Genomic DNA, 11,810 nt, shown 5'->3' on the forward strand with positions numbered 1-11,810 from the left:
TCTTATAGAATCTTGTAATAAAGTTTAATAGTGCTCATTTTTGCCGTAATTGCAAACTCGTGGTTTCAAGCCCAAAACTTTTGGATTATCCGCATGTAGTCTGCGTCCGTCTATTCCTTCGGTTGTGATAATCCATAGAAGAACATTTGGAAGATATCCGAGGCTAATTTTTTTCCGTTCTCAGCTGTAATCATGGATATGAGCATGTCGTTATTAAAAAGCTGGATATATACCATGATCGATTGTTCAGAAAGGTCCGGGTTGATTTCTCCCGTTTTCTGCGCGTCCTTGATTAATTGCATTATCAATGGAATAGCATGTGAAGATTGGAATTCAGTCAAATATGCTCTCAATTCCTCGTCAACTAACATCATTTCTCTTATGACTTCTGGATGAATATTGGCTACCTGCTTCGTTTTATGAAGGATGCTCGTCTTCATTTTTTCCAGAAATGAGATGTTTTTATCAAACAGATCTTTATGAAACTCATATTGTTCGATCGTATAATCTTTGATAACTTCCCTAAATAATGCTTCTTTGCTGCCAAAATGATTGTAGATTGTAACTTGGGAAACACCTGCTTCTTTAGCGATGTCTTCGATTTTAATATCTTTAACGCCTTGCTGCTGAAACAGGGTAAAGGCGGCTTTTTTTATATCCATTTTCTTTTGTTCTTTTCGGCGTTCATATCCGTTCAAAACACTTCACCTCAATAATAGGATAAAACATTTTTTGAAAAATAACAAACATCATATTTCAAAAAGTTCTTGCCAAATTATTTAAATGGGTATATGATAATTTTGAAATATAAGCATATAAATATTTCAAAAAGAAGGTGTGTCTTATGATAATAGTTAAACAGCTTACAAAACGTTTTACACCTGAAAAAGGCTTGTTTGATTTGAATTTTGAAGTAAAAAAAGGTGAAGTTTTTGGCTATATCGGACCAAACGGAGCAGGCAAGTCTACGACGATCCGCCATTTAATGGGCTTTATGAAACCTGACGAAGGAAGTTCCACCATCAATGATCTGGATTGCTGGGCAAAGTCAGCTGAAGTTCAAAAGATGATCGGATACCTGCCCGGGGAAATTGTCTTTTTAGAAGGAATGAACGGGCTGGATTTTTTAATCCTTATGCAAAAAATGAGAAGACATAAAATGACTCAAAAAAGAGATGAGCTGATCGAGCGGTTTCAGCTGGATGTAAAAACACCTATCCGCAAAATGTCAAAAGGGATGAAGCAAAAGGTGGGAATCATTGCAGCCTTCATGCACGATCCAGAGGTACTGATCTTAGACGAACCTACTTCAGGGCTTGACCCGCTTATGCAGCGTGTATTCATTGACTTAATTTTAGAAGAAAAACAGAAGAACAAAACGATCCTGATGTCATCGCACAGCTTTCAAGAGATCGAGCGCACGTGTGATTCAGCGGGAATAATTAAAGATGGCAGGCTTGTAGCATTAGAAGATATCCATTCGTTAAGAACCGTGCAAAGACGGATATTCGAAGTGAAAGTAAAAAATGAAATAGATATTGATACCATCCATCAATCCAATCTCCAAACAGAGATCATGGGGAAAAAGACGATTCATGTAACCGTTCAGGGGAACGACCAGGAATTTATTCAATTGCTAAGCAGATGTGAAGTGGAGCATGTAGATACGAGACCGCAGGATCTGGAAGATATCTTCATGCACTATTACGACAGAAGGGAAGTGGCGAAATGAGCTGGCCTCTCTACCTTTCGATGATGAAAAGCCATGCGAAAATGCTCGGAGGCTTCATATATGGTGCAGTAGCTTATATCGTATTGATCATTTGGATTTATCCTTCAATTGCTGACATGAAGGGATTTAACGACATGATTAATGCACTGCCAGAAGGAATGCGCAAGCTGATCGGCATGGAAAATGGGATCAACTCACTGGCTGATTACATTGCAGGGGAATTTTACGGCATGCTGTTTTTAATCATTCTTATGATCTATGTCATCCTAACTTCTACCCGGTTAATGGCCCGCCTAGTGGATCAAGGTTCCATGGCATATTTGCTTGCGACACCTAATTCAAGGTTTAAAGTTGCTGCTACCCAAGCTGCAGTAATCATTACCGGACTTGGAATGATTGTTGCTTTTACAACACTAAGCGGTATTGCCGCAAGTGAATGGCTGATTTCGGGTTATGAGCTTGATGTGGCTTCATTTATTACACTTAATGTTTTAACGTTCCTCATTTTTCTAGTGATTGCCGGATATTGTTTCTTCATTTCATCTTCGTTTAATGATGAGAAGAAGGCGCTTGGTATTTCTGCCGGGTTAACCCTCTTCTTTTATATGCTGAACATGGGAGGAAAGCTGAGTGAAGAAACAGAATGGCTATTGAACTTTACGATATTCAAATTGTATGACCCGATTAAAATGATTAACAATGAAACAGATGCAATGTTAACCGGTTCGATGCTTGGGCTAGCGGCGATCCTTTTATTCGGTGGGAGTCTAATCGTTTTTAAAAGAAGGAATCTTCCTCTTTAGATTATGTCCCGTGGAAGCTCGCTTCGGGAGGGTGTTGTTGTAGTCGCAGGTCAGCACTTCATATTACTTTCACCGCGGCTCACCTTACCCCTCGCGGAAAGCGAGCATCCTGAAGCGGAAATCAACCACTTCTATATAGAAGCATTCATACCAATCTTTGAAAAAAAGAAGTATAATAAAAATAACAATTTACGTGTAACATTTTTTAAAGGATCCACATAGAATAGTAAGGCTAGGAACCGAATATTGGATAGTTTTCAGGCTGCTGTCGTTTAGACGGCAGCATTTCTGCTTTTATAAGGGTAATGAGGATGATTGTTATTATCAATACGTAGGAGGGAAGTTAAATGGAACTCTCTGCACGGACTCAGCTAATATTCGCAACCACGGCCGGGTTTTTAATTCTATCGGCGTGGCTGATCGAAACGTATACGCAATCACCATTCTATGTACTGTTCTATATACTGGCTTTTATTGTTGGCGGTTATGCTAAGGCAGTTGAAGGCATACAAGGAAGTATCGAAGAAAAGCAGCTGAATGTTGAACTATTGATGATGTTGGCAGCGATTGGATCTGCGGCCATCGGCTATTGGGGAGAAGGGGCTGTCCTCATACTGATTTTTGCATATTCTGGTGCACTCGAAAGTTATACCCTTCAAAAAAGTGATAAAGAAATCAAATCACTAATCTCTTTACAGCCTGAAGAAGCATGGCTTATTTCAGGAGAAAAAGAATATCGGGTAAATGCGTCAAGTTTAGAACCTGGTAATCTCATTAAAGTAAAACCTGGAGAAAGAATTCCAGCAGATGGTGTCGTACAAAGGGGAAAGTCTAATGTAAACGAATCAGCTTTAACTGGCGAATCATTTGCAAAAGAGATAGGACCCTCCTCAGAAGTATTGGCGGGTACTTTAAATCAATCGGGTCTTCTCGAGATTTCCGTAACGAAGCATATGAAAGATTCGGTTTTTCAAAGAATGATTGACCTTGTAAACAGGGCTCAGAGCGAAGCACCGCCTGTTCAGAGGAAAATAGAAGAATTTGAAGCGAAATATGTTTTATTTGTATTATTAGCTGCAGCATTAACGGTGCTGGTACCTGGATCGACAGGTATATGGAGTTATTCAGAATCGTTATACCGTGCGTGTGTGTTATTGGTTGTAGCATCACCATGTGCACTTGTTGCCTCGACTATGCCAGCATTGCTAGCTTCACTTTCAAATGCAGCTAAGCAAGGGATTCTTTTTAAAAGCGGTGTGTTCATGGAGAAGCTAAATATGGTGAACGTGATTGCATTTGATAAAACAGGAACTCTCACAGAGGGGAATCCATCCGTGACGGCGGTAAAGTATGTTCATCCTTCAATAAAGGAAGAAATATTGATCCCGATTATTTATACGATTGAAAAAAACAGTACTCATCCATTAGCAAAAGCGATTTTAAATAAATTAGAACCGGACTTTAAGGACAACGAGAAAGAGATCATCTCTTATGAAGATATCCCTGGGTTAGGTGTTAAGGCGGAAGCGGCAGGTATTCAATGGAAGATCGGCAGCAGGGAATTGACAGGTATAAATGATAAAAGAGAGTCAAAATTAATCGAAGATCTAATGAAACATAATGAAGTTACAGGTCAGACGGTGGTATATGTCACGGCTGATGATGAGCTGGCGGCATACTTTTTAATAGGGGATACCGTTCGCGATGAAACTATAGATGCCATTGAAGCCCTGAAACAAAAGCAAATCTTAACGCTAATGTTAACTGGCGATTCCAAACGCGGAGCCGAAATGATAGGAAGGCTCGCAAAAGTAGATGAAGTGGGCTATTCCTGTATGCCTGAAGATAAAGTGAACACGGTTAAGAGATGGAAAGAGCGGCAGGCTGTAGTGGCTATGATCGGTGATGGTGTGAACGATGCTCCTGCTTTAGCGGTTGCGGATGTCGGTGTTGCGATGGGAATGGGAAGTGACGCCGCGATTGAAACAGCAGATATTATTTTAGTGAAGAATGATCTTAGCAAATTATTATATGCCATGCGTTTATCAGAGCGGTTATCAAATATCGTTAAACAGAACATTGTATTTTCGGTTGGTGTCATTCTTTTCTTGCTGTTTGCAAATTACTTTCAGGTTCTGACACTGCCTTATGGGGTGATCGGACATGAAGGGAGTACAATAATTGTCATTTTAAACGGGCTCAGGCTGTTGAAAGGCTAAGCGTTGGTAGTTTTTCGAAACTTTGTTGCAAGTAAAACGAGGGTTAGTTGATTTCCGCTCCAAGGGCTCGCTTTCCGCGGGGTGTGCGGTGAGCCCCCTAGGCGCAACATTTTTATTCATTAAAGCATTTGTGCTCCTGCGTCTACATGCAAACCCTGTAGATGCGGGCTTCCTCGTCGCATGCCTTTCGAGATGATTATCTAAGTAGCTGGCACGCTGCAATCAACTTGTCAATGAAGAAACTTCACAAAAGCAATCCAAAAATAACATTCTTAGAAATGAGCCCAAAACATAAAGAAAAAGCCGGACATCGCGTCCGGCTTTATAACTTACATCAAAATTTATTATTTACATCACTTTGTTTTTTCTCATAGGAAGTAGAATCTGTTCCAGTCATTGTACGGGGTTTTACTACAGCAGTTGAATTTGATGAAGATTGAGTGCTGTATCCGTCTCTTTCTGCTTCCTTTTTTGCTTCATCGATCGCTGTTTTTGTTTCGCTCTTAGCTTCTTTAACCGTATTTTTAGCTTCCTGAAGCTTTTGTCGGGCAGAAACTGACATGCTGCTTGATTTATCTTTCATAGATTCAACAGCATCTTTTGCGTCCATCTTGCCTAGCTTAGCTTTTAGCATCGTTTCGTCTTTCTTTTGCATTGTACGCTCTTTAAGCTTGATGGAAGTGTCGCGCAAATCGTTTCTGAACTCATTGCCTTTCTTTGGCGCATATAAAAGTGCTGCAGCAGCACCTACTAAACTCCCGACTACAAGTCCAGTTGTAAAACCTGATCCAGAACCTTTTTTGTTATCATATGTTTCCCGTGTTTGGAAATCGGAATGCGTGAATACCGGCTCCGCTGTTGTAGTATGTGTTGTGTGTGTATTTTCGTTATGCATAATCAATTCCTCCTTTTTTGCTTGTATATAAATCGTACCCGGAAGTGCTTGGAGTTAAACACTTAAGCCATAAATGTATAAGCGAATAAAGGGATTTGTCTAAATGACGGCATAGAAAAAGCCGGGCTATACCCGGCAGGTTTTCTATTTATTTCATTAGCTTTTGAGTTCAGGAAGCATTCGGATTTCCTCATTCATTGCTGATTTACAAATGGGGCATTGAGGTTCTTTTTGCAAAGAAAAGTCAGCGCGCATCCAGCATGAGCAACCGTCACTCGAACATGCCCAAACCTTCGTTTCTACGTCTGGAATCGGCTCTGCAGGTTGTTTTGAAAAAAAAGCCATAGATATCCCCCTTTTCTGTTCTACTTATAGTATACGCCTAAAAGAGGAAAAATATGTATCATTTTGATTACATATTCAAAATAAGTTCATTTTTCGCTGAGATTTCTTTTGCCCAGCGAGCATGAATCACCCTTATCTCATAGGGGGAATGAATGGTTATGTCTGATTTTAATAACCACAAATAGTCTGCTATTTTATTTATGTGATTCAATAAAACTCTGCCCTTTAGCATGATGGTGCCGTCTTCAAGTTTGACGATGAATTGTTTAAGAAATGGATGTGAGATGCAGTAATCCGTCTTTTCTGGTGCAATTTCAGCAACAAGCTCAAAAAAGGAACGCGGAGTAATTCTGGATGCCCAGTTATGGATTGTAATATCAGTAAAGTCTTTTATATCCATAGGTTCATAGTTAATCACAGCTTGATGGATATCCGAAAGATTAAATACATGAAAATCTGTCAGTGAGTAGCAATAGGCTGGACAGAACCACTCTCCATTTTCATTGTAGATACCGATAGGCTGGATATTGCAGTATGTCTTAGAATCTTGAATATGATAAAGAACAGTAACGATTTTTTGTTTTATTGCCGCTTCAAGCATTACTGGTGCATGCAAACTTTGCTCAGGAAGGGGAAAGTTTATTGAAAGGCGTTTTTGAATGTGATCCCAATTATCTTTAGCATCTTCTGGCAAATATTGAAGAAGTTTATGAGAGACAGATCTGCTTTGAATTTGAAAGGGAAAACTTTCTGTACCATATGATTGAAGACCATATAATATAGCGGAAGCTTCCATTTCAGTAAATCCGATTGGCGGAAGTATACGATCGTTTTCAATCCGGTATCCGCCATGGGGACCAAACTCGGAAATAATCGGCAATCCCATCTCCATTAGCCTCAATAGATCACGCTGTATAGTACGGGTAGAAACTTGAAATTCAACCGCTAATTCTTTTAATGTAAATTGTTTTTTAGTATTAATAGATAATAATAGTCTTTCTAATCTTTTTATCTTTGACATGTTTGACCCCTATTAGTTGTATTCAAACTTTTGTACTACTCGGTTGTATTTTATATCGTACATAATTATTGAATTGTTAGTGTTTCACCGAATAAAGTCGAAATAATAGCTTGAAAACAAAATAACACGTTATCCATTTTAGATAACGTGTTAAGTGTAAATATGAAAAGTAGTAAGACTAAGCTGGGATTATTTTTTAGGGCAGGGTGTTTGAAGTTTTAGTTTTTTACGATCGAAGAAAGATGTTCAAAACATTCAACCATATCAGCTAGCTGTTTCTCAGTAAGCTGGGACATGTATTTTGTTAAAACACCATTTCTCTTTTCCTGAATCATTTCAAAAGCATCTAAACCAGCTTGGTTCAGATGAACATAGACGATTCGACGATCTAATTCCGAACGATACCGGTCAACTAATCCTCTTTTAACAAGTCTGTCAATGATGACGGTAGTAGCACTTGCACGAACTTTCATAGCGTCGGCAATTTCAGAAACGGTCCATTTTTCACGAGTAGAAAGTGTCTTCAAAATTTGAAATTGTGTAGAGGTAATCTCTTCTTCTTCCCAAATTTCAGGTTTTAACACGTCCATGATTTCTACAAAAGCCTTCTCTATCCGCTCTACTTCTATTAAAACATTTCTACTTTCTGCTACCACTTTCACAGTACTGCCTCCTTAGCTTACATTACTCCTATTTTAATATAAATTTCCGATAAGTTCCATTAATATGTAGTATAAAGTATCTAGTTACCAATGTGTATCTCTGCGCTAGTATTTAAACTATTGAAATATAGATTTAATTTAGCAATAAAAATATATTCCTGTCATAAAAGAGGAATTCTTTCATGAATATCTAATAGAAAAAGAGAGAAAAAAGGGGGAAGAGAGATGGCACGTATTGCTTGGATTACAGACAGTACAAGCTGTATTACACAAGAAGAAGCGAAGCAGCTTGGCATACATATTATACCGGTATCGGTCATTATGGGAGAAGAGGTATACAAGGATGGTGTTGATATCACACCAGATGAATTTTATACAAAATTGGAAACAATTACCGAACTTCCGAAAACAAGTCAACCAACTGTTGGTGAGTTTTCTGATTTCTATGAAGTGCTTAAGCACGATTATGACTGTGGCATCGCTGTACACGTATCAGAGAAATTCAGCGGTACGATCAACGGATCAAGGCTTGGAGCAGATATGGCAGATTTTCCTGTACATATCGTAGATTCGAAAATCACTTCTGAAGCTATGAAACAGCTTGTGTTAAAAGGAAAACGATTAGAAGAAGAAGGACTTGCTCCTGAAGAAATCGCTACACGATTGAGAGATTCAGCAGATCATGTTAAAGGGTATGTATGCATCGGGAGTTTAGAGCAGCTGAGACTTGGAGGCAGATTATCCGGTGCAAGTTTCTTGGTTGGAAACCTCCTGCAGATCAAGCCTATCCTGACATTTGATAATGGATCACTTGTACCTTTTGAAAAAATAAGAACGCTAAAAAAAGCAGAGTCGCGTGTACTTGCTCTGTTTGAAGAGGCAGCGGCACGAACATCTGTTAATGGAGTAAGTGTCATATATAGCGGTTCATCTGAAAAAGCAGAAGATTGGCTTCACCTTCTAAAAGATAAATATCCAAACATCACGATTAACCTGGGACAGCTTAGTCCGGCAATCGGGGTCCACGTGGGAGCAGGTACTCTTGGCATCCTTTGGTTTGAGGATTAAGATTTTACAGCAAAAGGCAAAAGTGTAAAAAGTAACAGGGGACAGACCCGGGTCTGTCCCCTGTTACTTTTTTAAGATTTTTTACGGACAGCTGCGATGATCAGCAAGATCCAGATGAACAGCAGGGGCAGCAGGTAATACATTTCCTGAAACAGCTCCAAAAAAAAGAACTCTTTTAAAATGGTACGAAGGTTTGTCAGGATAATAATACCACCGGCCAGCACACCTAATAATGCTGGTTTTAGATGTTTTACAAGCCAGGCGGCAAACGGAGCAGCAATGACACCGCCAACCATCATGGCAAGAACGATTTGCCAGTAAAGGGTTTCCCAGCCGATGAACAAAAAGAAGCCGATTGATGCTGATAAAGATACTGCAAATTCGCTAAAGTTAACTGATCCAATGGCCATGCTTGGTGTCAGGTGTCTCTGTGTTAGAAGTAATGGCGTGGTCAATGGACCCCAGCCACCACCGCCTGAAGCATCCAAAAATCCGGCGGCAAATCCTACTGGTCTATAAAGTTTCCCTATTTTTTCAGTGTCTTCTTTAATGATTGGCCTTGCTGAAATCTTTAACATTAAAAAGCGGAATATAACATAAATTCCTAATCCGAGCAAAAATAAAGAGATATATGGTTTTATGAACACAGCCGGGATATAGCTTAAAAATGCAGCTCCTGAAAAAGCACCAACAGCTCCAGGTAGCACTAACTTTTTAACAATATTTATATCAACGTTCCCAAACTTGAAATGAGAGTAACCAGAAGCGGCTGATGTTACAACTTCAGCTAGGTGAACAGAAGCTGATGCGATCGCAGGAGAAAGTCCGATCATTAACAGGAGAGTAGTAGAAGTTACACCGTAGGCCATACCGAGTGATCCATCAATCAGCTGAGCCATCAGACCGATCAAGGCGAGCACTATAATTTTTTTCACGTATTGTCCTCCAATAAACCGATATCCTATAGATTATGTGGACAAACGTGATTCTGTTTAGGCAAAACCCTGAATGTAATCAGATTCCTTGTAAAATAGAGAAAACACCCGCAAAACATGATTAAATAATTGTTTTTTTGATCATTTTTCGATAAGGTAGTAGACAGTGTTGCAAGTAAAGGTTAAGAGCCTTTATTTTGTGGAATAATACAAAAAAGTACGAAATACATAAAATGGAGTGATAAGAACAATGGAAATCGGATTGATCGGCCTCGGTAAAATGGGCTTTAATATGGCATTGAACATGAACGATAAAGGCTATACTGTTATCGCTACTGATGTTAACAAAGACACAGTTAAAGAGATTTCTGAACAAGGTGTTAAAGGTGTCGAGTCAGTTGGAGAGCTCGCAAACTCATTCTCAGGAAGAAAGGCTGTCATTCTTCTTGTACCGGCAGGTGAAATTGTTGACCAAGTAATCAACGAGCTTAAACAGCACCTTTCAGAAGGGGATATTATTGTTGATGCGGGGAACTCCATGTACAAGCATACACTTCGCCGTTACGAAGAATTAAAAGCTGATGGCATCCACTTTGTTGACGTTGGTACTAGCGGAGGAACAGATGGTGCTCGCTACGGACTTTGCGCAATGATGGGCGGAGACGACGATGCGGTAAATTACCTTGCACCGCTTTATGAAAAAATTTGCGTTGAAAAAGGTTTCTTGATCACTGGCCGCGCTGGATCTGGCCATTTCTTAAAGATGGTTCATAACGGTATTGAGTACGGTATGATGCAAGCGATCGGTGAAGGATTTGAAATCCTGGACAAGAGTGATTTCGATTATGACTATGAGGCTGTTTCGAGAGTGTGGAACAACGGATCTGTTATCCGAAGCTGGCTCATTGAATTGATGGAGAATGCGTTTAGCAAACAGCCTAACCTGGAAGATATCCGCGGCGTTATGAACTCTTCAGGTGAAGGGATCTGGACAATTGAAGCTGCACTTGATTATCAGGCATCAGCTCCAGTTATCGCACTTTCACAATTCATGCGTTTCCGTTCATTAGAAGATGACACATTCCACGGTAAAGTAGTTGCTGCACTGCGTAATGAGTTCGGCGGACATGCTGTCGTAAAAAAATAATTCTTTAACGCTCTATTCTAAGATGAGAGATTTCGTGGAAACTTCTTTATTGAATAGTTAATTGGAGCGAAAGGACGAGACTCCTCGAAAATGAAAATCACATTTTCTTCGTGCGATATAACGCTGTCGTAGCGTTCCTTGTCCTGCAGGATCAGTGGGACAGGTGAGACCAGTCAATGTCGGGAGGCGACGAGGGGCTCACCGCACACCCTGCGGAAAGCGAGTTCTGTTGTGGAAATTAACTTCTTACAAAAACAACAAAGTTTACGAATACAGCATGTTTAAAGACCTCTGTGCCAGGGTGAAAAGCAGAGGTCTTTTACTATTTTTATCAAGAAAAACATATACTATCAATGACTTGAAAGGGATAGGAGTTTAGATTATGGAAAACAAATATATACGCGAGTCACGCACTGTTAAATCTTCAGTTGTACTGCCTCCTGATACAAACAATCATGGAACGCTCTTTGGAGGCAAGCTTATGGCTTATATTGATGATGTTGCAGCCATTTCTGCGATTCGCCATGCACGCAAACATGTTGTTACAGCCTCTACTGATTCGGTAGATTTTCTACAACCAATTAAAGAAGGTTATTCCGTTTGCTTAGAGTCGTTCGTGACTTGGACAAAAACTACTTCGATGGAGGTTTTCGTGAAAGTCATTGCAGAGAACCTGCTGACTGGAGAACGTAAAGTGTGCGCCGTTTCTTTTTTAACATTTGTAGCCATGGGAGAGGATGGAAAGCCTACACCTGTGCCAAAAGTCATACCTGAAACAGAAGAAGAGAAATGGCTGCATGAACATGCACCAGAACGGGCGATCGCAAGAAAAAAACGCCGTGAAGAAAGCAAAAAGTTAGCAAAAGAATTCGGTGTGAAAAAGCCATGGGATTCAATTTGAGCATAAAGATATATTTTTAAAAATTATAGATGTTAAGATTCGCAAAATGAGAATAAGGTGATATAATAAAGTTAACCTTTTT

12 protein-coding genes are annotated in these 11,810 nt (G+C 39.7%); 6 read left to right on the forward strand and 6 right to left on the reverse strand.

Features of this window, described 5'->3' with window-relative positions; translation table 11 throughout:
- Nucleotides 1-110: 110 nt before the first annotated feature.
- Entirely contained in the window at nucleotides 111-698 is a 588-nt protein-coding gene (locus ABE41_RS07720; RefSeq protein WP_066288423.1) for a TetR/AcrR family transcriptional regulator, read from the reverse strand.
- 146 nt (nucleotides 699-844) lie between these two features.
- On the opposite strand from ABE41_RS07720, the gene ABE41_RS07725 reads away from it, so the two are divergent.
- From ABE41_RS07725 to ABE41_RS07735, 3 genes are all read left to right on the forward strand, one after another.
- Nucleotides 845-1,732, forward strand: coding sequence for an ABC transporter ATP-binding protein (locus ABE41_RS07725; RefSeq protein ID WP_066288426.1), 888 nt, complete (start codon nucleotides 845-847; stop codon nucleotides 1,730-1,732).
- Nucleotides 1,729-2,535, forward strand: a complete 807-nt coding sequence (locus ABE41_RS07730) for an ABC transporter permease (protein ID WP_066288428.1) — start codon at nucleotides 1,729-1,731, stop codon at nucleotides 2,533-2,535. The genes ABE41_RS07725 and ABE41_RS07730 overlap by 4 nt, the downstream gene beginning before the upstream one ends.
- Before the next feature lie 347 nt (nucleotides 2,536-2,882).
- Nucleotides 2,883-4,754 (forward strand): heavy metal translocating P-type ATPase, encoded by a 1,872-nt coding sequence (locus tag ABE41_RS07735; RefSeq protein ID WP_066288430.1) that lies wholly within the window; start codon nucleotides 2,883-2,885, stop codon nucleotides 4,752-4,754.
- A 334-nt stretch (nucleotides 4,755-5,088) separates the two neighbouring features.
- On the opposite strand, the gene ABE41_RS07740 is transcribed toward ABE41_RS07735, so the two are convergent.
- From ABE41_RS07740 to ABE41_RS07755, 4 genes are all read right to left on the reverse strand, one after another.
- A complete protein-coding gene (locus tag ABE41_RS07740; RefSeq protein WP_066288432.1) occupies nucleotides 5,089-5,649 on the reverse strand; it encodes a YtxH domain-containing protein in 561 nt (186 codons plus the stop codon).
- Between the two features lie 156 nt (nucleotides 5,650-5,805).
- Nucleotides 5,806-5,994, reverse strand: a complete 189-nt coding sequence (locus ABE41_RS07745; RefSeq protein ID WP_066288434.1) for a cold-shock protein — start codon at nucleotides 5,992-5,994, stop codon at nucleotides 5,806-5,808.
- A gap of 67 nt (nucleotides 5,995-6,061) precedes the next feature.
- Nucleotides 6,062-7,015 (reverse strand): helix-turn-helix transcriptional regulator, encoded by a 954-nt coding sequence (locus tag ABE41_RS07750; RefSeq protein WP_066288441.1) that lies wholly within the window; start codon nucleotides 7,013-7,015, stop codon nucleotides 6,062-6,064.
- 218 nt (nucleotides 7,016-7,233) lie between these two features.
- Nucleotides 7,234-7,677: a MarR family winged helix-turn-helix transcriptional regulator gene (locus ABE41_RS07755; protein ID WP_083207717.1), complete on the reverse strand. Its 444-nt coding sequence runs from the start codon at nucleotides 7,675-7,677 to the stop codon at nucleotides 7,234-7,236.
- Nucleotides 7,678-7,902: 225 nt separating this feature from the next.
- On the opposite strand from ABE41_RS07755, the gene ABE41_RS07760 reads away from it, so the two are divergent.
- Nucleotides 7,903-8,745, forward strand: a complete 843-nt coding sequence (locus ABE41_RS07760; RefSeq protein ID WP_066288445.1) for a DegV family protein — start codon at nucleotides 7,903-7,905, stop codon at nucleotides 8,743-8,745.
- A 71-nt stretch (nucleotides 8,746-8,816) separates the two neighbouring features.
- Here the strand turns inward: ABE41_RS07760 and ABE41_RS07765 are convergent, their stop codons facing one another.
- Entirely contained in the window at nucleotides 8,817-9,680 is an 864-nt protein-coding gene (locus ABE41_RS07765) for a sulfite exporter TauE/SafE family protein (RefSeq protein WP_066288447.1), read from the reverse strand.
- A 250-nt stretch (nucleotides 9,681-9,930) separates the two neighbouring features.
- On the opposite strand from ABE41_RS07765, the gene gnd reads away from it, so the two are divergent.
- Nucleotides 9,931-10,827, forward strand: coding sequence for a phosphogluconate dehydrogenase (NAD(+)-dependent, decarboxylating) (gnd, locus tag ABE41_RS07770; protein WP_066288449.1), 897 nt, complete (start codon nucleotides 9,931-9,933; stop codon nucleotides 10,825-10,827).
- Between the two features lie 382 nt (nucleotides 10,828-11,209).
- A complete protein-coding gene (locus ABE41_RS07775) occupies nucleotides 11,210-11,728 on the forward strand; it encodes an acyl-CoA thioesterase (RefSeq protein WP_066288452.1) in 519 nt (172 codons plus the stop codon).
- Nucleotides 11,729-11,810: the final 82 nt, after the last annotated feature.

Source organism: Fictibacillus arsenicus, assembly GCF_001642935.1.
GTDB lineage: Bacteria > Bacillota > Bacilli > Bacillales > Fictibacillaceae > Fictibacillus > Fictibacillus arsenicus_B.

What these genes read in the sequence shown, in the direction of transcription:
- gnd (WP_066288449.1), top strand. Translation starts at nt 9,931, where the DNA reads ATGGAAATCGGATTGATCGGCCTCGGTAAAATGGGCTTTAATATGGCA.
- ABE41_RS07725 (WP_066288426.1), top strand. Translation starts at nt 845, where the DNA reads ATGATAATAGTTAAACAGCTTACAAAACGTTTTACACCTGAAAAAGGC.
- ABE41_RS07745 (WP_066288434.1), bottom strand. Translation starts at nt 5,994, where the DNA reads ATGGCTTTTTTTTCAAAACAACCTGCAGAGCCGATTCCAGACGTAGAA.
- ABE41_RS07735 (WP_066288430.1), top strand. Translation starts at nt 2,883, where the DNA reads ATGGAACTCTCTGCACGGACTCAGCTAATATTCGCAACCACGGCCGGG.
- ABE41_RS07740 (WP_066288432.1), bottom strand. Translation starts at nt 5,649, where the DNA reads ATGCATAACGAAAATACACACACAACACATACTACAACAGCGGAGCCG.
- ABE41_RS07730 (WP_066288428.1), top strand. Translation starts at nt 1,729, where the DNA reads ATGAGCTGGCCTCTCTACCTTTCGATGATGAAAAGCCATGCGAAAATG.
- ABE41_RS07775 (WP_066288452.1), top strand. Translation starts at nt 11,210, where the DNA reads ATGGAAAACAAATATATACGCGAGTCACGCACTGTTAAATCTTCAGTT.
- ABE41_RS07760 (WP_066288445.1), top strand. Translation starts at nt 7,903, where the DNA reads ATGGCACGTATTGCTTGGATTACAGACAGTACAAGCTGTATTACACAA.
- ABE41_RS07750 (WP_066288441.1), bottom strand. Translation starts at nt 7,015, where the DNA reads ATGTCAAAGATAAAAAGATTAGAAAGACTATTATTATCTATTAATACT.